The sequence below is a fragment of the Halobacillus amylolyticus genome, from assembly GCF_022921115.1.
Classification (GTDB): Bacteria; Bacillota; Bacilli; order Bacillales; family Halobacillaceae; genus Halobacillus_A; species Halobacillus_A amylolyticus.
Map to the genome: position 1 here is coordinate 2,761,181 of NZ_CP095075.1, position 22,940 is coordinate 2,784,120.

Annotated in this window: 16 protein-coding genes, 2 pseudogenes and 1 riboswitch; of the genes and pseudogenes, 15 read left to right on the forward strand and 3 right to left on the reverse strand. The window is 41.0% G+C overall.

Annotation, left to right across the window (positions count from 1 at the left end; all coding sequences use genetic code 11):
* The first annotated feature begins 6 nt into the window (after positions 1-6).
* The 9 genes from walK to rlmH all read left to right on the forward strand — a co-directional run bounded on the left by walK (position 7) and on the right by rlmH (position 12,323).
* Positions 7-1,845: a cell wall metabolism sensor histidine kinase WalK gene (gene walK, locus MUO15_RS14320; protein ID WP_245030150.1), complete on the forward strand. Its 1,839-nt coding sequence runs from the start codon at positions 7-9 to the stop codon at positions 1,843-1,845.
* Complete coding sequence (locus MUO15_RS14325) at positions 1,845-3,179, forward strand: YycH family regulatory protein (RefSeq protein ID WP_245030154.1); 1,335 nt, start codon at positions 1,845-1,847, stop codon at positions 3,177-3,179. Before walK ends, MUO15_RS14325 begins: the two co-directional genes overlap by 1 nt.
* Entirely contained in the window at positions 3,160-4,047 is an 888-nt protein-coding gene (locus MUO15_RS14330; RefSeq protein WP_245030156.1) for a two-component system regulatory protein YycI, read from the forward strand. The genes MUO15_RS14325 and MUO15_RS14330 overlap by 20 nt, the downstream gene beginning before the upstream one ends.
* A gap of 21 nt (positions 4,048-4,068) precedes the next feature.
* Entirely contained in the window at positions 4,069-4,863 is a 795-nt protein-coding gene (locus MUO15_RS14335; RefSeq protein ID WP_245030158.1) for an MBL fold metallo-hydrolase, read from the forward strand.
* 77 nt (positions 4,864-4,940) lie between these two features.
* Complete coding sequence (locus MUO15_RS14340) at positions 4,941-6,158, forward strand: S1C family serine protease (RefSeq protein ID WP_305853248.1); 1,218 nt, start codon at positions 4,941-4,943, stop codon at positions 6,156-6,158.
* A 536-nt stretch (positions 6,159-6,694) separates the two neighbouring features.
* Complete coding sequence (ltaE, locus tag MUO15_RS14345) at positions 6,695-7,714, forward strand: low-specificity L-threonine aldolase (RefSeq protein WP_245030160.1); 1,020 nt, start codon at positions 6,695-6,697, stop codon at positions 7,712-7,714.
* Between the two features lie 402 nt (positions 7,715-8,116).
* Positions 8,117-10,030, forward strand: a complete 1,914-nt coding sequence (gene asnB / locus MUO15_RS14350; protein WP_245030162.1) for an asparagine synthase (glutamine-hydrolyzing) — start codon at positions 8,117-8,119, stop codon at positions 10,028-10,030.
* A gap of 335 nt (positions 10,031-10,365) precedes the next feature.
* Positions 10,366-11,625, forward strand: a complete 1,260-nt coding sequence (locus MUO15_RS14355) for a M48 family metallopeptidase (protein ID WP_245030164.1) — start codon at positions 10,366-10,368, stop codon at positions 11,623-11,625.
* 218 nt (positions 11,626-11,843) lie between these two features.
* The gene (gene rlmH / locus MUO15_RS14360; RefSeq protein WP_245030166.1) at positions 11,844-12,323 is read left to right on the forward strand and encodes a 23S rRNA (pseudouridine(1915)-N(3))-methyltransferase RlmH; all 480 of its coding nucleotides are present in this window, start codon (positions 11,844-11,846) and stop codon (positions 12,321-12,323) included.
* Positions 12,324-12,542: 219 nt separating this feature from the next.
* On the opposite strand, the gene MUO15_RS14365 is transcribed toward rlmH, so the two are convergent.
* A complete protein-coding gene (locus MUO15_RS14365) occupies positions 12,543-13,541 on the reverse strand; it encodes a tRNA dihydrouridine synthase (protein ID WP_245030168.1) in 999 nt (332 codons plus the stop codon).
* Between the two features lie 568 nt (positions 13,542-14,109).
* The gene (locus MUO15_RS21705) at positions 14,110-14,235 is read right to left on the reverse strand and encodes a hypothetical protein (RefSeq protein ID WP_256464134.1); all 126 of its coding nucleotides are present in this window, start codon (positions 14,233-14,235) and stop codon (positions 14,110-14,112) included.
* A 296-nt stretch (positions 14,236-14,531) separates the two neighbouring features.
* Here MUO15_RS21705 and MUO15_RS14370 point away from each other — a divergent pair, with 296 nt between their 5' ends.
* The 4 genes and pseudogenes from MUO15_RS14370 to MUO15_RS14385 all read left to right on the forward strand — a co-directional run bounded on the left by MUO15_RS14370 (position 14,532) and on the right by MUO15_RS14385 (position 19,577).
* Positions 14,532-14,822: a recombinase family protein gene (locus MUO15_RS14370; RefSeq protein WP_245030169.1), complete on the forward strand. Its 291-nt coding sequence runs from the start codon at positions 14,532-14,534 to the stop codon at positions 14,820-14,822.
* Between the two features lie 564 nt (positions 14,823-15,386).
* Positions 15,387-16,660 (forward strand): annotated as a pseudogene (locus MUO15_RS14375) (L-lactate MFS transporter).
* Positions 16,661-16,731: 71 nt separating this feature from the next.
* A complete protein-coding gene (locus MUO15_RS14380; RefSeq protein WP_245030171.1) occupies positions 16,732-17,091 on the forward strand; it encodes a Na-translocating system protein MpsC family protein in 360 nt (119 codons plus the stop codon).
* Positions 17,092-17,219: 128 nt separating this feature from the next.
* On the forward strand, positions 17,220-19,577 hold the full coding sequence (locus MUO15_RS14385; RefSeq protein WP_245030173.1) for an FdhF/YdeP family oxidoreductase: 2,358 nt from the start codon (positions 17,220-17,222) through the stop codon (positions 19,575-19,577).
* Positions 19,578-19,878: 301 nt separating this feature from the next.
* Here the strand turns inward: MUO15_RS14385 and dapA are convergent, their stop codons facing one another.
* The gene (dapA, locus tag MUO15_RS14390; RefSeq protein WP_245030175.1) at positions 19,879-20,766 is read right to left on the reverse strand and encodes a 4-hydroxy-tetrahydrodipicolinate synthase; all 888 of its coding nucleotides are present in this window, start codon (positions 20,764-20,766) and stop codon (positions 19,879-19,881) included.
* 127 nt (positions 20,767-20,893) lie between these two features.
* Positions 20,894-21,072: riboswitch (Lysine riboswitch) on the reverse strand.
* Positions 21,073-21,283: 211 nt separating this feature from the next.
* Between dapA and MUO15_RS14395 the strand changes: the two genes are divergently transcribed.
* Positions 21,284-22,336, forward strand: coding sequence for an EAL domain-containing protein (locus MUO15_RS14395; protein WP_245030177.1), 1,053 nt, complete (start codon positions 21,284-21,286; stop codon positions 22,334-22,336).
* A gap of 213 nt (positions 22,337-22,549) precedes the next feature.
* Positions 22,550-22,870: pseudogene (locus MUO15_RS14400) on the forward strand (spore photoproduct lyase family protein).
* Positions 22,871-22,940 lie beyond the last annotated feature (70 nt).

Consider the following 22,940-nt stretch of genomic DNA (forward strand, 5'->3'; position numbering starts at 1 on the left):
GGTTTTATGAAGAAAGTGAGCTTTTTTCAGTCGGTTCGGCTGAAGCTTATTGTTGTTTATATTTTACTGCTTTTGCTCGGAATTCAAGTAATAGGTGCTTATTTTGTTGATAGGCTCGAGGAGCAGCTTAGGGATAATTTTGAGAGTTCGATCGAGGGGACCATTCGATCTTTAACATATAGCTTGCAGAATTCCTTTGAACTTGAGCGTGGGGAGTCAGACCCCAGTCTTAAATCAGATGTACAGAATCTGATTCAGGAGTTTGATGAAACAGAAATTCAAAAGTTGCAGGTCGTGGATAGTGACGGTCGGGTGATTGCAGAGCATGGGGGAGAATTAAGGAGCTCAAATATAGGTAAGAAAGCGACGCGTCCTTCAATTATTTCTGCACTAAAATTACCGTCTAGCACACCAACCCCAGAGATTGCGCTAGATGAAACTACAGGGGAGCGATTATTGTTCGGGGCAACCTCTATAGTCAGCAGTAGCAATGAAGACCAGGCATTAGGAGCAGTCTATTATGAAGCGAACATGAGTGGAGTATATGGTCAACTCCAGAATATCAACAATATCTTTGCCACAGGCGCTGCGCTGGCTATTACAATAACCGCTTTACTTGGGATTCTGGTAGCTAGAACGATAACGAAGCCATTGTCTGAAATGCGGAGACAGGCACGAATCATGTCAACTGGTGACTTCTCTCAGAAGGTGACTGTCCATGGGAATGATGAGATTGGCCAGTTAGGGATTGCTTTTAATGATTTAAATGACAAATTAAAGCTGTCTCAGGCCACAACAGAAGGTGAGCGGAGAAAGCTTAGTTCGGTCCTCTCAAACATGTCAGATGGAGTCATCGCTACAGATCGGTTAGGTGCTGTAACGTTAATGAATGCTCCTGCGTCTAATTTAATTGAACAAAGCTTTGAGGAAGTCCAAGGGCAGTCATTAATTGACATCCTGGGGATGACTGATCAGATTAGTGAGGTATCAGACATTGATTCGATAGGCTCGGTAATTATTGATTTAAGTGAAGAAGATCAACACCTGCTTTTGAAGGCTAATTTCTCTGTTGTTCAGGACGAAAATAACGAGATGAACGGTTTTATAACAGTACTTAGTGATGTAACAGAACAAGAGAGAATAGAACAGGAACGGCGAGAATTTGTTTCTAATGTGTCACATGAGCTTCGTACCCCGTTAACAACGATGCGGAGTTATATTGAAGCACTTACGGATGGGGCTTGGAAGGACGAAGAGATTGCGCCTCGTTTCCTAGACGTGACTCAGAACGAAACAGACCGAATGATTCGACTCGTAAACGATTTGCTTCAGTTGTCAAAAATGGATCGAAAGGACACTGGTCTTTTTAAGGAAAAAGTCGATTTCGTCCCTTTTTTCGGACATATTATTGATCGTTTCGAGATGAATCGAAGGGAGAATATGGCGTTTATTCGCGAATTATCTAAACAAGATCTCTATGTATGGATTGACAAAGATAAGATTACACAAGTCCTGGATAACGTTATTTCCAATGCGATTAAATATTCTCCTAAAGGTGGTACGATTACATTTAAAGCACTGCCGGGAAGTAAATATCTTCAAGTAAGCATTTCTGACCAAGGATTAGGGATGCCTTTAGATACGGTAGACAAAATATTTGATCGCTTTTATCGTGTCGACAAGGCTAGATCCCGGGAAATGGGCGGTACAGGACTTGGACTTGCTATTGCCCGGGAAATAATTGAGGCTCATCATGGTCAAATTTGGGCGAAAAGTCAAGAAGGTAAAGGGACCACTGTCTTCTTTACACTTCCGCTAATTAGTCAGAAGCGGAGGCGAAGATAATGAACTTTGAAACACTTAAATCGATTATGTTGTTAATTCTTATTTGTTTTAGTTTGCTGCTTACTGTCGGCTTATGGAACTATCAGCCTAGTAATGATTTTATCGAGGACGAAAACTTATTAGAGGAAACGACAATCGGGGGAAAGGAAGCTAAAATGTCATCCCTGATTGCCCCTTCTCAGTTCGTTTTCCATAAGAATGGGGAGCATTATTCCTTTAAAAATGGTAAAGATCGTGAGAATACCTATAAGGTTATGAAGGAATGGACATTGTTTAATGTCCACCCTAAAGATAATCAAGTTGTTCCAGAAGAAAGCCGAATGATGGAGGTTATTTTCCCTACTAATATTCCTGCTCAAGCGATTAAAAACTTATTTAATTTTGGAGATCAGGATTTCACCCCTCCAGTTGGAGAATTTAAGCGTATCTTTTTCACCTTTAATGATAATGGAGGGGTTGATGTTTTCTTTAAACCAGAATCAGAGGACGCTACAGCATTTGGAGCATCCCTTCGAAGTGAGAACATTTACAGATTGGAAGAGTTATTAGCTGTCGATGAAGGGCTGAGGGAGCAGGTTATGTTCATAGGCGATGGGGAGAAACGAATCTTCCTACCTGAAACTGAGGTAACAGTCCATTCGCTTATCATGGATACAACGCCTCTCCCTATCACCCCATTGAAAAACACCCTTTTTGAAGATCCTTCTATCGTTAGAAATTTCCCTGCGCCAAGAGCGGAGCAACGCCTTACCGATGGGTTAGGTAACCTTGAGGTGACGGAAGGTTGGAAACGGATGATTTTTACTGAGTTATTACTTGGTGAGTCAAGTCCGCAAATAGCTATGAGTTCTTTTGAAGTGCTGGAGAGGAGCATTAGTTTCATTAATGCACATCAAGGCTGGACGGATACATTCCGTGTTGGCAATCTATCGGCATCAAATACATCAGTGACCTACCTGATGTACCAAAAAGACTTACCCGTTTTGGCGAGTGACGATCAGATTCATACTATAGAAATAAACTACCAAAATGGTGAGGAAGAACGATATGCAAGACCTTTAGTAAGCTTAGAACCATCCATCAATGAATCTGAGGGAACTCACCCGCTTCCATCAGGAAAAAGTATTATTGCATTTATACAAGAATCCCGTTTGTATAACATCAAGCTGATCGAAGATATCAAAATTGGTTATAAACTGGTAGGGCAAAGCGGTGGTTATGGAGGGTATTCACTGATTCCTGCTTGGTTTGTTTTAGAAAATGGCAGTTGGAAGGAAATAACCGGGTCAACAGAAGGTAAAGGAGGTTTATCCAGTGCAGTGGGGTCAAATTAAAACCTTATTCATTTTTAGCTTCCTTGTGCTCGACTTATTCCTGCTGCAACAATTTCTAGATAAACAGGATCAAGCAAATGTAGGGACAATGGAGGAATCACAATTTGAAAAGAGTCTAAGTAATGCGGATATTACCATTTCAAATGATATACCTGAAGAAGCACCTCCCGTTAGTTTAATCACGGCTTCGCCTGGAGATTTTACCGAAGACCAGCTGAATCAAATCAAAAATCTCGAAGGTCAATCTGCTAAAGTTTATGATGACAGCCTTTTACATTCCATATTAGATGAACCTATCGAAGTAACGGAAGAGTCCATTGTCAGCGCTGTTAGTGAACACGTACCTTTTAGCAGTCAATATTCTTTTTGGGACTGGAATGAAGATCTAGGCAAGGCGGTATTTTTCCAAAAGGCGAATTCACGAACCGTTTATTATAATTCGGAAGGGGTGCTGATGGTAAATATTGAAAATGGAGCAATGACAGGATATACGCTCGCCCATTTAAAAGTACCCAACCAGTCAGGTGAAGATAAACAAGAGTTAATAAGCCCTTTGGAAGTGGTAGAAAAACTTTATACGGACGGAATTATAAATGGGGGGGATACGATCACTGACATGTCGATTGGCTACTATTCTGCTTATAAAAATCCAGGCGGAGAGGCGAGTGGACAATTGTTTGCACCGACATGGAAAGTGACAATCAATGGGAGTGAGGATGCCTTTTTTTATGCACTTGCCGCTAAACCCCAATATTTAAACCTAAGCGAAAGTAATTTTATCCAAACTACATTAGAGGAATTTGAAAAAACAATGGATTCCAATGAACAAAATATATTTACAAATAATGAGGAGAACTCTGATGAATAGAGATAGATGGAGTGTCTAAATATGACGTTACGATTTAGTGTACTAGCATCAGGCAGTACGGGGAATGCTTTTTATATAGAGTCCGGGGATGAGAAAATCTTAGTGGATGCAGGTTTAAGCGGGAAAAAGATTGAAGGGCTGCTTGAACAGGTGGATGTGAATCCAGCTAACCTTTCAAGAATTCTAGTTACGCATGAACATAGTGATCACATTAAAGGTCTTGGAATTATGGCCCGTCGTTATAATTTACCTATTTTTGCAAATGAAAAAACATGGCGAGCAATGGATGGACAACTTGGGAAGCTGTCTATCGATCAGAAATTCCATTTTAATATGGAGGAAACTAAAACATTCGGTGGAATCGATATTGAGTCTTTCGCTGTGTCACATGATGCAGCTGACCCAATGTTCTATACATTCCATAGAAATGGGAAGAAGGTAGCCCTTGTCACGGATTTAGGTTACGTATCTGAACGGATCAAGAAAACAGTCGAGGGCGCTGATGCTTATATTTTTGAGTCCAATCATGATGTAGGAATGCTGCGTATGGGACGTTATCCCTGGAGTGTAAAACGGAGGATTTTAGGAGACTCAGGTCACGTTTCTAATGAAGATAGTGCCCTTGCTTTAACTGATATTATGACAGATCAAACGAGGCGAGTGTATCTGGCTCATTTGAGTCTTGATAATAATATGAAAGATTTAGCTCGTATGTCGGTGAAAAATGTTCTGGAGGAGCGTGGATTTGAAATCGGTCCCCGTATTGAACTGTATGATACGGATCCTGCTCAAGCAACGCCAATTTATGAAGTATAACTAGTTTTAGAAGTTTTCAGAAAAGGTAACAGTTAGGTAGTAAAAAAAGCTCTGGATAGAAAGGAAAGGTGAAAAGCGTGGGTTATTACGACGATCATTCCCCAGCCGATCAACAGCAAAAAAATCGACGCCGTTTCGTCATGCCAACGATTGTTGGGGTCATTCTTGGCGCTGTTCTTGTATTACTTGCTTTGCCGGCGCTGGTACAAACAAATATACTGCCGTATGATATCGCACCAAGTGAAGAACAAACGGCTGAGGATGGGAGCGGTACACCTGGAGCGACTAAACAGCCTGTCCAGTTAGATGTATCGAGCCAAATCACGAAGGTAGTAGAAAAAGTTTCTCCATCGATCGTAGGTGTTGTTAACCTTCAATCCCAAGCGAACTTTTGGGAACAGGAAGGCACCCCAGAGCAGGCGGGGATAGGCTCTGGAGTTATTTATAAAAAAGAAGATGGAACGGCCTATGTTGTGACGAATTATCACGTCATCGAGGGGGCTAGTGAAATTGAAGTTGTGCTTTCAGATGGAGCAAGAGAGAAAGCACAACTTGTCGGCGGAGATGTATTTACTGATTTAGCCGTACTTAAGATGTCTGGGGAAAATGTAGAGAGGGTCGCTGAATTAGGTTCATCTGAGAACCTACAAGTAGGGGAACCAGCTATAACAATTGGTAACCCATTAGGTTTAAAATTTGCAGGCTCTGTCACGAAAGGGATTATTAGTGGGAAACAGAGAGCAATACCTCAAGACTTTAATGGTGATGGGCAACAAGACTGGCAAGCAGAGGTAATTCAAACGGATGCAGCCATTAACCCTGGAAACAGTGGTGGGGCGCTTATTAATATTAAGGGTCAAGTCATTGGTATTAACTCAATGAAAATCGCTCAATCTGCAGTTGAAGGTATTGGTTTCGCGATTCCAATCGATACGGTTAAGCCAATTATTGCAGAACTTGAACAGTATGGACAAGTGAATCGCCCATTCATTGGAATCGAAGCATATGGTTTAAATCGCGTTCCGACTTCGGAATGGAGAACTACCCTGAATCTTCCAGAGGATGTTGAGGGCGGATTATATATTCGAAGCATTACAAGAATGTCACCAGCGGATAAGGCAGGATTACAACCACTGGATGTCATTACAGCCATTGATGGAGAACCGGTACAAAACATTATAGACCTTCGCAAATATCTCTATGAAGAAAAAGATCCTGGAGATAATCTTGAAATCACCTATTACCGTGATGGAGAACAAAATACGGTAACGATTACATTAGGATCTCAACAATAAACGAGGGGCGCATGCATATAAAGTGCATGCGCTTTTCTATATTTTAGTCACAGAGACACATGGGGTAAAGAAATAGTTTAACGTTATCCACAACCTGTGCATAAGGCTCTGGATAATTAGCATATATGGTAGCGAACGTATATACCACTACCATATAGACTTCGGTTTATTGACGCTTGTGAATAAAATCTGGGGATAACCTGTGGGTAAACGGAAATTGATAAAGGTTGTGTATAAGTCTGTGGATAGGTGTGGGTAACTATTTTCGTTAGTTACCTTTTCCACATGTGAATAACAGTGGTCGCGTATCATTAGCGTTTATCCACAATAATTCTCACTTAATCACAATTGACTCAAAATACGGAGGGGAAATAGAACTTTTATGAACTTATTTTACTAACGAAATACGAGGGATTCTCTATGAATGGCAGGAGTCATTGGGGATGAACCGACTATTAATAGCTTTCTTGTTAGGATAAAGGTTGTTTAGGATCGCGTTCATTTTGTACAATAATGGGAATGAGGAGGAGATACATATGATTGATTTGCGAAGCGATACGGTAACAAAACCAACCAGCGCCATGAGACAGGCCGCCTTTGATGCGGAGGTAGGGGATGATGTGTATGGCGAGGATCCAACAGTACAGCGTTTAGAAGAGGTAGCGGCACGTATGCTTGGAAAGGAAGCTGCTTTATTTGTAACGAGCGGTACACAAGGGAATCAGATTGCTGTGCTTACGCATTGTAATCCTGGTGATGAGGTGCTGCTTGAAGCGAATTCGCATTTGTTTCTATATGAAGGAGCTTCGATGTCGGCATTAGCCGGCGTGCAACCGCGAACGATCCAAGGAACCCGCGGGGCGATGAATCCCGAGGAGGTACGCGCGGCGATTCGGCCGGAGGATATTCATTTTCCGGAGACCAGTTTAATTTGTGTGGAAAATACACACAACAAGGCGGGGGGAGCCATTGTTCCGCTTGGAAATATGCAGGCAGTTTATGAGGTTGCACGGGAACAGCAGATTCCTGTCCATTTGGATGGGGCAAGGCTGTTTAATGCATCCGTTGCTTCAGGAGTGTCACTCGAACATTATGCTGCTCAAGCGGACACCGTTCAATTTTGCCTGTCAAAAGGGCTGGGAGCACCAATGGGATCTGTAATTGCTGGATCATCTGATTTTATTAATAAAGCGCGAAAATGGCGGAAGCGCCTTGGAGGCGGTCTGAGACAGGTCGGAATGGTTGCAGCTCCTGGATTAGTCGCTTTGACAGAAATGGTTGATCGATTGACAGAAGATCATGAGCATGCCCAGCTTTTAGCTCAGGGCCTTAGCCAGATGACGGGACTTAATCTGGAAGGAAAAGTGGAAACAAACATTGTACTTGTTAATGTAGCTGAATTGGGTAAATCAGCAGAGGAATTTCTTGAGGACTTGAAAGGAATAGGTATTCTGGCTGTCCCTTTTGGACCGGCAACAGTGAGGTTTGTAACAAATTATGATGTGAGTCGAGATGATATAGAATCTGTCGTTGAGCGAGTGGAGCAATTGGTGTAATGGTTTACAGTTCGTAATATCCGTCAGCTTAGAAAAGCTCTCTCATTGTGGGGGGCTTTTTTAAATAAAACCCCTAGTTTTTACATAGGTGGCGGTTGTCTGTAGGCTAAAGGGTTGAGGTCTTAAAAAAGTTTGATATTTATATATGATCCATATAAAACGTGGTACAATAACTATAGACAAGCATCCTTAAAATGCTTCACCATTCTTTGAATTTTGAATACGTACCACTTTTACAAAACAGACAAAAACGGTAGATCATACATTTTCTTGGTCCATTTAAGATACCGTTTTTTTAAAACGTGTAGATTAGTAATACAATCAGATACTGTGCCCGCGTGTGCTATCGATCAAGGTTCTAAATGGTAAAACAACTATTTTATAAAGAAAGAAGGATTCCCTATGTGCGGATTTATTGGGATATTACACAATAAAGGCAATCAGGTCAATCAAGAGTATGAGCAAGCATTTAATGCTAATAATAATCTCATTAAACATCGTGGGCCAGATGATGAAGGCTACTATCACGATGATTATATCTCACTCGGCTTTCGAAGGCTAAGTATTATTGATATCGAGAGCGGCCAACAGCCCTTTCATTTTGAAAATGAACGCTATTGGATGGTGTTCAACGGCGAGATTTACAACTATGTAGAGCTTCGTGAACAACTGAAAGCGAAAGGCTATACGTTCCAAACAGAGTCAGATACGGAAGTGATTGCTGTTCTTTTTCAAGATCAGCAGGAGCAAGCTTTCAGTAAGTTGCGTGGGATGTTTGCTATCCTTATTTGGGACAAGGAAACAAAGAGCTTATACGGCGCCCGTGATCCATTTGGTATCAAACCTTTTTATTATACGGAAAATGATGATAGCTTAAGCTTCGCATCTGAGAAGAAAAGCCTGGCTCAAGCAGGCGACAAGGTGGACACAGAAGCTTTGCAGCACTACTTAAGCTACCAATATGTCCCAGAGCCAATGACTCTAACTGAAGGGGTTCATAAGGTGGAGCCAGGTCATTATTTTATAAAAACACCGGAAGAACCGCTTCATATTGAACGCTATTTCCATGCGACATTCAATCCTGTGCTCACGGATGAAAAGCAAATGATCACTCGAATCCAGGATTCACTGATTAATTCGGTAGATGTGCATATGCGGAGTGACGTACCAGTGGGCTCATTCCTCTCTGGAGGGATTGATTCATCAATCATCGTTGCGATTGCAAAAGATTTCAATCCAAATATTAAAACGTTCTCTGTAGGTTTTGAACGTGAAGGTTATTCAGAGGTAGATGTGGCAAAAGAAACAGCCGATAAGCTTAATGTAACGAACCATTCTTACATCATTACACCAGAAGAATATGTTCAGAAGCTTCCGAAAATCATGTGGCACATGGATGATCCATTAGCTGACCCAGCTTGTGTACCGCTTTATTTTGTTGCACGAGAAGCCAGAAAGGATGTCACTGTTGTATTATCAGGCGAGGGAGCGGACGAGCTATTCGGCGGTTATAATATCTACCGTGAGCCCGAGTCATTGAAGGCCTTTAATTCGATACCGCCCGTTGTAAAAAAAGCACTTCAAAAGGTGGCACATATACTTCCTGAAGGTATGCGCGGCAAGAGTTTTCTGGAACGTGGGACAACACCATTGGAAGACCGCTATATCGGTAATGCGAAGATGTTTGAAGAACCTGAAAAAGAACAACTACTCGCTAATTTCAGAAAAGACAGCACCTATCAATCATTGACGAAAAGTTTGTATGAAAATGTTCAGGAGGAGCATCCTGTCCACCAAATGCAGTACGTTGATATTCACACATGGCTACGAGGCGATATCTTGTTAAAAGCAGATAAAATGACGATGGCAAATTCCCTTGAGTTACGTGTTCCCTTCCTAGATAAGGAAGTGTTCAACGCTGCTCGCGGGCTTCCAGTTGATAGCAAAATTGCTGATGGAACAACAAAGTCGATTTTGCGTAAAGCTGCACGTGGTATCGTGCCAGACCATGTGCTCGACCGTAAGAAGCTCGGTTTCCCTGTTCCGATTCGTCACTGGCTAAGAAACGAGCTATACGATTGGGCGAAAACACTGATTGCGACTAGTGACACAGACCATCTCATTCATAAATCTGTCGTCCTTGATTTGCTTGAAGCTCACGTTCAACAAAAGGGTGACTATTCCAGGAAAATATGGACGGTGCTGATGTTTATGCTATGGCATCAAATCTATGTGGAAGGTGTCTACTCTTTTGAAGAATTACAGAAAGAGGATGAGACAGAAAGTAAAGTACTCGAACAGCTGGCGACTGTTTAAAAGGGTTTCCGATTTCTCCAAAAAATTAGACGGTCAGCTTAGGCTAATTGAGGCCAAATGCTGCGGTGGATAAAAACGTGATTACCACTATAAAAGGTCAGCTCCGAAGTCATTCGGGAGCTGGTCTTATTTTATTTTCAAGATTTTTTTCAACAACTATAAATTACGCTCCACCATAGCTGAATCCAAAAAAGTTTTGTAGGTCATTTCAGGAATCTCCATATCAAAAACATTATGGTTAGGAGAGGCCTTGGTAAAAAGAATGACGGTTCTAAAAATGAATAGAGCTCGTACAAGTAGTAAAGAGTGTATTTAAGAACGGAGGCGCAATAAGGATGAAAAAACGATTTGTGCTATGGACTGTTATTCTTTTCCCTATCTATGCCTATCTCGTCTACCTTTATTTGTTCCATTGGACGGGTACGGGGGTACCCGCATCCTATCAAGGTACAGCAGCGGACCCTGCCACCTTTATGACGGCTAAGGAACTAGAACTAAGCCAGGATTTTTCAAGGTATAAGGACTTCCTGTTTTTTGTCGGACTGCCTTTAGAAGGACTGATCTATTTAGGTGTACTTATATTCGGAGTGTCCCCGATTTTCAAACAATTTGGAGAAAGGTTATCGCGATTTTCCTTTGTCAAAATTCCAATCTATGTATTGCTGTTATCTGCTTTTACCTGGATTCTTACGTTTCCGATTTATTACGCTGAACGTATGCTTTCTGTCGCTTACGGCATCTCGACGCAAAGCTTCTCAAGTTGGATGCGGGACGAATTGTTAGGCTTTTGGATTGGCGTCCTTATTATGTCCGTGCTCATTACTGTTTTATACTGGCTCATGAAGCGTTTCACCAAGCGATGGTGGCTGTACGCCTGGATACTGCTTATCCCATTTCTCATCTTCATGATGTACATTCAACCAGTTGTGATCGACCCACTATACAACGATTTCTCTGAACTAGACGACCCCGTATTACAAGAAAAGATTCTCAACATGGCTGATGAAGCAGATATTCCCGCAGAACGTGTGTATGAAGTGGACATGTCCGAAAAAACGAATGCAATGAACGCCTATGTAAACGGGATCGGCTCAAACCTGCGCATTGTCTTATGGGATACAACTTTAAATCATCTCAAGGACAGGGAAGTCCTGTTCATTATGGCACACGAAATTGGCCACTATGTGATGAACCACCTCTACTATAATCTAGCAGGTGTCATCATTTCCAGCCTTGTCGGCTTATACCTCGCCTACCGGTTGCTTCACATGGTCATCCGTAAATGGGGATCAAGCTGGGGAGTAAAAAATGTTGCCGACATTTCCTCATTACCCGCCCTATTTATTATCCTTTCCTTGCTTTCCTTTGCAGCGAGTCCAATTGAACTAGCGATCTCGCGCGATGCTGAAAAAGCAGCGGATATGTACGCTATCGAAATGACAGAAGATAAGGAAGCAGCAGTTGGTGCTTTTCAGGAATTGACAGTCAATGGGCTAACTGATGTCAACCCACCGGCGCTAGTAAAATTTTTCAGGTATGGTCACCCAACGATGATGGAGCGGATTTTGATGCTAAAAGAGCATGGGAAGGAGTAATCCATGATGGTGAGGGATTTCTACTACAGGGATTGATCCCTAACGCAATAGGATTGTTCCCTGTCTGGACTGATTGTTCTTTAACATCAAGGGATTGTTCCCTATCTCAGCATGATTGTTCCCTAACACCAAAAGATTGTTCTTTATCCTAAATAATGAGCAGATTTCGAATGACACATGATACACTTAGAGCAAACATTATACACGGAGGACGACACATGAAAATCACCATCATTACCGTTGGAAAATTAAAAGAAAAATACTTGAAACAAGGCATTGAAGAATACACAAAACGTCTCTCCCCCTACGCCAAAGTCGAGGTTATCGAAGTACCTGATGAAAAAGCACCCGAAAACTTAAGTGAAGCCCAAATCCTTGAAGTGAAGCAAAAAGAAGGAGAACGGATCCTCTCCAAGATTGGCCACGACACCCATGTCATTACGCTTGAAATCAACGGTCAGCAGCTAACATCAGAGAAACTTGCCAAAAAAATCGACGGCCTTGCTACGTATGGACAGAGCAAGGTCGCTTTTGTCATTGGTGGATCGTTAGGTTTGAGTGATGAAGTTATGGAAAGAAGTGACTTCGGGTTGTCTTTTTCAAAAATGACGTTCCCTCACCAGTTGATGCGCTTGGTGTTAGTGGAGCAAGTTTACCGCGCCTTTAAGATTAACCGGGGTGAACCGTATCACAAGTGATGGTAAAACAAAAAATAGAGGTAGCTTTAAGTGAAAAGCGGTTAAAGAAGCGATGGCATCCCCGCCCCTTTTTTCCAAAGATCATTGAAGCACCAGCTTTATTGCCTCCTTTCCTTTCATTTATAAAAAAGAGATGAGAGAAGAGCACGAACGGCTCTCTCTCATCTCCTGTAAAAATCAAAGAATGATTCGGTTCAAACGAAACGGGCTTTACTTTACTTAAAAAACAGAAAAACCTTGCTGTTCTTTCAATCCATCTTTCTCTGTAAATTGATCAAGCAGGGCACGGACTTCATCGGTGGATTCTGTGCTCATCAGTCTATTCCTCAACTCACTCGCTCCTCTGAATCCGCGGACGTAAATCTTAAAGAAGCGGCGAAGCGGTTTGAAGAGGCGTGGTTCTAGTTCTTCGGAATACTTATCATGAAGATCGAGCTGCAGGCGAAGGAGGTCGAGCAGTTCTTCGCTGGTATGCTCTTTCTTCTCTGTTTCGAAAGCGAACGGGTTATGGAAGATCCCTCGTCCGATCATCACTCCATCTACGCCATATTTTTCTACGAGTTCAAGTCCCTTCTGACGGTCAGGAATATCCCCGTTGATCGTCAGAAGCGTATCAGGGGCCACTTCGTCACGAAGTTTCTTGATCTCCGGAATCAGTTCCCAGTGAGCATCGACATTACTCATTTCCTTTTTCGTACGGAGGTGGACGGAAAGGTTGACAATATCCTGTTCCAGGAGGTGCTTCAACCAGTGGCGCCACTCTTCCACTTCCGTATAACCGAGACGGGTCTTCACACTTACGGGCAGTCCTCCCGCTTTGGCTGCCTGGATGATTTCAGCTGCAACATCCGGACGACGGATGAGTCCACATCCTTTCCCTTTCGTTGCGATATTAAGAGCAGGACAGCCCATATTGATATCGACTCCTCGATAACCCATTTCTGCCATACCGATACTCATTTCACGGAAGTATTCGGGCTTGTCTCCCCAGATATGGGCAACAATTGGCTGTTCATCTTCCGTAAACGTCAGACGCCCTCGCACGCTGTCTTTTCCTTTCGGATGGCAGTAGCTTTCCGTATTCGTAAACTCTGTAAAAAACACGTCAGGCCTCGCTGCTTCACTAACGACATGACGAAAAACGACATCCGTCACGGCTTCCATTGGTGCCAGAACAAAAAACGGCCGCGGCAATTCATGCCAAAAGTTATCTTTCATAGTATATCTGAACCCTTTCCTTAAGGGGAAACATGTCCCCAAAATTAAAAAGTGAAGATGTTTCTGTCCTATTCATTACTAGTTATGCTGAATTTCAATCAATACATACTTTAATAGTATCGAACGAAAAGTGCAAGGGAACAAGCCGTCTTGTTTTGGCGAAGTCCTCCTGGAAACGAATCCTGTATCCAATATATTGTGGACAGGCGATCAGCATGAACATATGGAAAATGGGTGGTTCAATGTGAATGCCTGCTATGAACCAGTACATGTGATGAAAAAATTGCTCTGCTAGGAGGTTCTAGGTGTATCTGGCGTTTAAGATTATTCGGAATGAACCGTACCACAAATAGAGGCAAAAAAGTTGAAGATAAGGTGGTATTTTATCTTTTGAATCAAAATTTGAAGGGGAACTTTCCTTTGAATAATCTGATTCAAGATACAGGATGTGGATAAGTATAAATGTCTTGGACAGATTTACTTCGGAAAAGTCAAAATCGAGTTCTATTTTATCCATAGTTCGAGAACGACCGTTCGAATGTTTGATGGATATCTTATTTAGCAAAAGCTAAAAAAGCTGCTTTTTCTTTTGTTCTAAGTCATTCTTCGACTTAGCTAACTTCTGTAACCGTTCCTGTAATATGGACACAGGGAAGAGGTTTTGCTCAAATGCTTCCATATATTTTTCTTGCACGGTATTAACTTCTTTAAGCTCTACTTCAATCTTCTTTAACTGCTCTTTTTAGATTCACATTTGATTGAATCGTGTCTTTATTAATATTTTCAATGGTTTGACTAAAGCCAGTTGAATCGTTTAAGAATTCTGTTATACGATTAATGAAAGGGTCAAATGCACAGTCCTCTTTTCAATTAAAAATAGACTTTGGCAATGCTGATTCAAAAGATCAAAAGAGTCGCTTAAAACAGAAATAAGTATAAACTTATCTTCTCCTGCAAGTGTGTTTATATCAAACTGGAGGATATGGTTAGATGTCAAAATCTCGTGTTCCAAAAATCACATATTCACAGGACCTTTCTGCAGAATCAGCTGTTTGGATACAAAAGCTTGTTACCAAATTGCTAATAATATTGAAGAAGGAACTGGTTGTCGCTTATTCACGAGTTAGTTCAAGCTCGCAAAATCTTCGGGAACAACTTGCCGTATTAAAGTCGAGAGATATTAATAAAGATGAGGTTCTATTCCTCGAAGATTACAGTGTTTCTGCAACGAAAAATGATGCAAGCAATCGTCAGCCTATAACAAGTTGCAAAAGTTGGTGAGAGAGGACAAGGTAGCTACACTCATCCTCTAGGTGTTTATAAAGGTCTCTGTTGGTAATTCTGTAACATTTAGATACTGTTGCATTCAGGAAAACGACTTATTTTTACTCCTTTTTATTCAAGTGTATGTTAAACATTTATAATGAATAGGGTAATTATACCAATTTGTATAAGAAAAATTAATAAGAACCGTGTTATTCACACCCTGTTCAAAGTAATAATTTTGTAATCGTATATAAATAATTTATTTGATCAAACAAGTAACATACCTAACTGATTTTTGTCTATTATTCTTATAAAAAAATGTTGATATATTAAGCGCTTTCGTGCTATTCTTTTAAAGAGTTCAAAAAAATTTAACAAATTTGACGCGAGATAGCGTTCCTGTCGCCGGTCAAATTTATTGAAAAAGCTATTAAAGAGATTTTAACTGTTGGGTCGATAGTAGCGAACCCTGCTATTTACTAACCGTTAATCTTTCCATAAAGAATACTGCAGCTGTATTCTTTTGGAGGGGTTAACGGTTTTTATTTTGTAAAAGACATTTAAAAGGATGATGTAGGAATGGTGAAAAAAGTGAAAAACAGGTGGCTAATTGCAGCTTCCGCTGTAGGGATACATCTTTCAATAGGCTCTGTTTATGCATGGAGTAACTTTACAGCTCCCTTAATTGAACAATTTGGTTGGACAGCAAAACAAGTTCAATTGACATTTAGTTTAGCCATTTTATTCTTAGGGCTATCCGCAGCTTTTCTTGGGCACTTTGTTGAAAAATATGGCCCCAGGAAATCGGGGTTATTAGCTGCGGCATTTTTTGGGGTAGGTATATTTGGATCCGGGTTGGCTGTAAATTTAGGTTCGCTGCCTCTATTATATATTTTTTATGGAGTATTAGGGGGAATCGGGTTAGGGCTAGGCTACATTGCTCCTGTTTCTACCCTGGTGAAGTGGTTTCCGGATCGCCGAGGGTTAGCCACTGGCTTAGCGATCATGGGGTTTGGTTTTGCCGCTGCGATCAGTAGTCCAGTTATGGATTCATTAATCAAATCCGTCGGCACGGCTAATACATTTTACATTTTAGGAATTGCTTATTTTATTGTGATGGTGGCCTCATCCGTTTATTTGGAAAAACCCCTGTGGACTGGGCGCCAGCAGGCTTTAAAGAAAAAAAAGCATCGGGTAGATCCAAGGTTAAGCAAGATTTATCTCAATTAAAAGCAAACGAAGCAATCAAAACATCAAGGTTTTACTATTTATGGTTGATGCTGTTTATTAATGTGACGTGTGGGATTGCCATTTTATCAGCGGCAAAACCTCTAGCTCAAGAGAGTATTGGTTTAACAACTACTGAAGCAGCAGCGTTAGTCGGTGTACTAGGAATCTTTAATGGCCTAGGGAGAATTGGCTGGGCCACCGTTTCCGACTATATAGGTAGAACGAATACATACACAACGTTCTTTGTTGTTCAAATCGTATTATTCGCGTTATTGCCCCATACATCGATGGCCATATTGTTCCAAGTGATGCTTGCAATTGTTTACACGTGCTATGGCGGAGGGTTTTCGGCCCTCCCAGCTTACATTGGCGACTTATTTGGTACAAAACAGCTTGGTGCCATTCACGGTTACATTTTAACAGCATGGGCAGCAGCTGGTTTAGCAGGTCCCATGTTCGCAGCGTGGATGAAAGATACAACAGGAAGCTATTCAGCAAGCTTAACGTTCTTTGCAGGATTATTTGTCATTGCCTTAATCGTTTCTTTAGTTATTCGCAAAGATATAAATAAATTGCGGGCCCTAAATGCTGGACAGAGTAAAAGTAAATCTGCAGCTAGCTAACATTTCATTATGACGGCGGAATTGTGGTAAAGTATAAACATGTTATAACTGTTTTTTTACAGGAGGACACCATGAATAAGTACGAAGCAGAATTCAGTAACCTTGTTCGCTCTTTCAGAAAAAAGCATATGGGAAAAGGACCAAGCAAAATCACAACAACATTTTGTAAAAACTGGGCGATTTGCGAGATGGAGGGAAATCTATCACCAGTTGAGAAGTTCATCGCGAGTGCCGATGACGGAAAACAACTGCTCCGGGCTGCACGCACAGAAATGGTGAAAGAAATGTATAGAAAGAATCCTCCTGTTGAGATGGAAGAGTTTCTAGGATGTAAGTATGTTGATTTGTTTGTTGACATTGATATTCATCGTGATTTCGGAATGTCAATCTTCATTTTTGATGAAAATGTGGAAGAAAAATATTCTAAATAACAGGTTTGGCACTTGGTAGCGACCCTGCTAAAGACTTAACCACCGTAGTATTTTTACCTAGTAAAAGTATGTACGGTGGTTTTTTATTTGAACAATCAAGTGGTCAATTTTACAAGGAGTGAGTGAAAATGGGAGAAACAAAACACCAAGGACCTATAAAAGTATCTAAAAAGCCCGCACCTGAGCACTGGGTGAGTCCAGTTCCATTTGGCCTAGGCAAGGTGAAGCCGAAACATATTAGGGACACAATGAAAATCATGTGGGAAAATAAGGACAATATAAATTACGCTAAGAACATCCTTACTAAGGGTGTTTGTGATGGCTGTGCACTAGGAGTTTCAGGCCTTCAAGACCAAACACTAAAGGGTCCGCATATTTGTACCACTCGTTTAAATGTATTACGTCTAAGTACAATGCCTGCCATGAAAGAAGAGATGGTTCACGCAGATATTGATGAACTTAAGAAATATAGTAGTGAAGAATTGCGTCGGTTAGGTCGAATTCCATATCCATTGATTCGTAGAAAAGGCGAAAGGAAGTTTTCACGTCTGGGTTGGGATGAGGCAATGGATATGATTGCAGAAAAGATGAAAAAATTGGACCCTAAACAATATGGGTTTTATTTAACCTCAAGAGGAATCACAAATGAATCTTATTACGTAGCTGCGAAGGTATCCCGTTTCCTTGGGACAAACCATGTTGACAATGCTTCCCGTATTTGTCATTCCCCTTCCAAAACAGCTCTTAAACGTTCTGTAGGGATTGGAGCAAGTAGTGCAAACTATCAAGATTGGATCGGAACCGATGTCCTTTTATTCTGGGGTTCTGTTGCTTCGAATAGTTCACCTGTTTCAACAAAGTATATGTTAGCTGCTAAGAAAAAGGGAACAAAAATTATTGTTATCAATCCATATAGAGAGCCGGCGATGGATAAATATTGGGTCCCTTCTAATACTGAATCTGCGTTATTTGGAACAAAGGTCGCGGATGACTTTTATCAAATAAACATCGGTGGGGATATTGCTTTCATGCATGGTATCATGAAACACTGGTTTGATATGGAAGAATTAGAACATGGTTCGGCCATTAATCACCCATTTGTTCAAGAGCATGTGAATAGTTATAAGGAGCTTAAAGCGAAGGTCCAAGATCAGTCTTGGGAGGAGATTGTGAAGTCTTCAGGGGTAACAAAGGAAAGAATTATTGAGTTGTCTGAACTGCTAGCAAATAGTAAAAGTGCAGTATATGCTTGGGCGCTAGGATTAACGATGCACTCCTTTGCAACAGATAATATCTCGCAAGTTGCCAACCTAGCCCTTTTGCGCGGTCACTTAGGGCGCGAGCATGCTGGTTTGATGCCGTTTCGTGGTCACTCTAGTGTCCAAGGTTCTGGCGAAATGGGGGCGGATCCATTTGTCCTTCCTGGCGGCGGCTGGGATGAGGAGAATGTCAAGAGAATCGAAGACGTATGGAACTTCGAACTTCCAAAGTGGCAAGGTGATATTGTTGGTGTTTCTCTTGAGAATGCTGTGCTTCCAGAAGATAATGAAAGAAAGCTGAAAATGTATTATATGAGCGGTGGTAATTTCTTAGAAACGATGCCAAACCCTGATTTTATTGAGGAGGCATTATCTGAATTAGACATCCGTGTTCACCAGGATATTATCTTTAATACTTCAACACTGGTTGATGCGAAAGAAGCCGTTATTGTGCTTCCAGCAAAAACCCGTTATGAACAAGACGGCGGAGGAACTTCTACCTCTACTGAACGAATGGTTTACTTCTCACCTGAAATTAAAGGGAATAAACAGTTGGTTGAAGAAGCACGATCAGAGTGGAAAATCTACATTGACCTTGCAAAAAGAGTTAAACCTGAAACTGCGCATTTAGTTGATTTTAAGGATGGTCAGTCCATTCGGGATGAAATTGCACTGGCAAATCAAAATTACGACGGCATTCAACATCTAAAGAAACAGGGAGATGTTTTCCAATGGGGAGGCGCATGGTTATGCGAAGGTGGAATTTGTCCAACTCCTGATGGGAAAGGAAATTTAATTCAAGTTGATATTCCAAAACTTGATAAACCAGAAGGCACGTTCTACATTACAACCCGGCGTGGGAAGCAATTCAACTCGATGGTCTACAAAAAAACAGATCCATTTAACGCTGCTGGACGTTACGATGTTTTAATGAGTGAAGAAGATGGAAGAGAGTTAAATATCACAAATGGAGAACCAGTTGTTGTTTATAATCAACATGGAACTTTTCAAGGTAAAGCTCATTTTGCTGATATTACAAACGGAAATGTCGGCCTTCATTTCCCAGAAGCAAACTTTTTAATTCCAAAAGGTGTTTATGATGGGCCTTCAGGAATTCCTCAATATAGTATTGCAGTCAAAGTTGAAAAAGCCGAGCGCTTTAATGCTAGGAAAGATGTTAATTATTTAGAGAAAAAAGTAGAAGACTTAGAAATGGCAGTAGATTAATTGATAATAATGTCCATTTTACTTAAAGTGTGTGTTCAAAAAGTTGACGAATGAAGAACGTCGACAAAGATCGTCACCTCCTGTCACAAAGTCGACACTAGCACGTCCTGTGCGTCGCAAGAAGTTCGAGGCGCGAAAGTTTTGAGGACCGCAAGCCGTATGCCTTTCATATGTGAGGATCAGAAAAACCAAGCAACGAAGAAATTCGCCGTTAATCATTTGGTGACTTTTGAACATCCTCTTAAAAGAAGACCACATTAGCGGAATTTTCACTCTGCTAATGTGGTCTCTTATTTGTTATTCAACCAACAGCCTCTATTTCATTAGGCGGCAGGGTTCTTTGTAGTACTTCTCTTTCTTCTTTGTTCAAAGGCAGTAATGGTAGGCGAACATCACCGACATGTACCCCTCTCATATTTAGCGCTGCTTTTACTGGTGAGGGGCTTGGGGCAGCAAATAATGCATTCATGATTGGGAGAAGCTCACGATGTATCGAAGCAGCCCTTCGGACATCACCTCTCGTAAAGTTATTGACCATTTCTTGCATTTCATTTCCGATAATGTGTGAAGAAACGGAAACAATTCCTGCTCCCCCAATTGATAAGATGGGCAATGTCATTCCATCATCACCACTATATACCGTAAACTCATCAGCCGTCTTACTAATAATTTCTGCCACGGCATCCAAATCACCACTGGCCTCTTTTACAGATACAATATTGTTGATTTTAGAGAGGCCGACAATCGTTTCTACTGACATGTTTACTACACTTCGTCCCGGAATATTATAAAGCATGATTGGTAATGATGTGGAATTGGCAATCGCTTTAAAGTGTTGAAATAAGCCTTCCTGTGACGGTTTGTTGTAATATGGAGCAACAAGCATGATTCCATCGACCCCTGCTTCCTCTGCCTGCCTTGTCAAACTGATCGAAGCATTTGTGTTGTTTGATCCAGTTCCGGCTATGACTGGAACTCTTCCGTCAACAACTTTCACCACAAATTTAAATAAGTCCATCTTTTCCTCTGTTGTCAATGTAGGAGATTCTCCAGTTGTACCAGCTATAACCAATCCATCAGAACCATTGGTTAGTAAATGATTGACTAAAGTTCTCGTAGCAGTAAAATCAACCTCACCGTTATGGTCAAACGGAGTCACCATGGCAGTTAAAACTTGGCCGAAATTCATAACTTCACACCCTTTTGTATAATTTTAAAAATTCAGAGGTGGTCCGGGCCATTCGGAAGTAAACGCAAAAAAGCAACAACGAAGGCTTCGCTGTTGCCGTAGAAACATATTTGTGAAAATCGTTCCTGCGTAAGATAGCCCTCCATATAGTTTCCTATATGACAGCCCTGTATTTATTCAATAGCAGAACCAGCTTCAAGAACATGAGATTCTCCCCGCTTCGGCAAATTCCCCTTTTCACAATAGTCATGGGATCTCATTATCCTCGTATTGTGTACTAATGGTCTTTGCTCCTCTATCCTTACTTCAAAAGTATTGAAATAAGAAAATATTTAATTGAGTGTACTATAACAAAAAATCCCCTTTACTACAAGGCTATTTCAGAAATACTTTTAAAAAAACGTGAATTTCAAAGATTAACTGAAATCTCCACAGCCGCTTGTTCGAACTGAAACTAAAGGACTAAGGTTTTGTTACCGATAAAGTAAGTGAATACTGCATAAAGGAGGAAGTGTAAATGCTAAATGGATGTGATATTTGTTTACCACAGCATCACGGGTATACAGTTTATTTTGTAGGCGGCCAAAGTATTGATCAATTAAAAAAGTACTTTAGATACTTTTCCGAAGAAAAATGGTTCACTGTCAACGAAAAAACCTTTTGGACCGAGGAACCTATCTTCTTCGACCTATTGGATTATCTTGAAGGTCATATGGAGCCAGATAAAGTTTTTGCAGTTTCTTCAAAGAAAGCCGCCCCCTTACAAAACCTTGATGAAATGAAGCGGATCGGATTGTTTCGGGTAGAACGACAAGCCAGTTGGATTGACCAAATCATTGAGGAGCGTTCGATACGAACTCACTACCAGCCCATTGTCAGTGTTAAAAATAATCAGGTTGATATGTTCGGCTATGAACTCCTATCAAGAGGGATAGATGAAAAGGGAGATCTTATTCCCCCATTCAAAATGTTTGAAGCCGCTAGAGTACGTAACAGGTTATTTGCTCTTGATCGCATTTGTCGTCTCGAATCGGTAAAAAATGCTTCAAACATCGACATCACAAATAAGATGATTTTCATAAATTTCATCCCGACAGCCATTTATGTGCCGGAACATTGTCTTTCAACAACTTTTGAGCTTATAAAAAAGGTCAATCTTAAGCCAGAACAAGTCGTCTTTGAGGTTGTAGAAACCGACGAGGTTGAAGATATCGAACATCTTAAATCAATCTTGAATTATTATAAGTCACATGGGTTTAAATATGCCTTGGATGATGTTGGAACAGGTGTGAATGATCTTAAAAAGCTATCAAGTCTAGAACCCCATTTTGTTAAATTAGCTCGGGAGTTTTCTGATGGGGTGAGCGAAGACCTTGGTAAGCAACACGTGGCTGAATCAGTCCTGCAAGTTGCCCGCGATATAAATGCTAAGCCGTTGGCAGAGGGGGTTGAAAGATCAGAAGATATAAGATTCCTAGCTGACATCGGATATGAATTATTTCAGGGTTATTATTTTGCAAAGCCTCAGGAAAATCCAACCCAACATATTGACCAAGAGTTTAGGGGGTGAAATACCACTCTTCTCATAACGTTGTTCTCAACGAAATATTTACATAAATCATTAAGAGACAGCAGATCAACAAACAGACTGTAAAAGTAGGGGATAGTCCGAATTAGCCGTAATAAAAATTCGCTTCTAAGGGAGGAAACCTTTTTGATAGTTATTTTCAAGTGTTGTTCATTGAAACACCTGCAATGTTTTCCTTTTCGTCCCTAAAGATTTATCGTTGCCCCCATTTACCTGCACGAAGGTTGGAAGGAAGGATATAAGGAAATGTTTGAACGTTTAGAAAGTGCCCTTCCCTCCCATGCCGTCAAAGATTTAACATTTGAGTTGCTCCAGCACCGGTTTACGAAGCCAGCTAAAGAAAAACTATCCTATGAGTAAGCTTGAGCTTGAGGAATCCAAAAGAAAGTGGAAATGGGGCCGCTACGGAATCGCAAATACGTTTATCAGGACGAAGAGCAGGAAGATATGAAAGATACACTAGGAGGATATAATGATACTTATTTCCCGGAAGCCAAGTTAGAGTATTTTACGTGACAGTAAAATCTTACAGAATAACAAAGCCCGTCTCATATAAAAGGAAGACGGGCTTTGTTATTGCATAGGA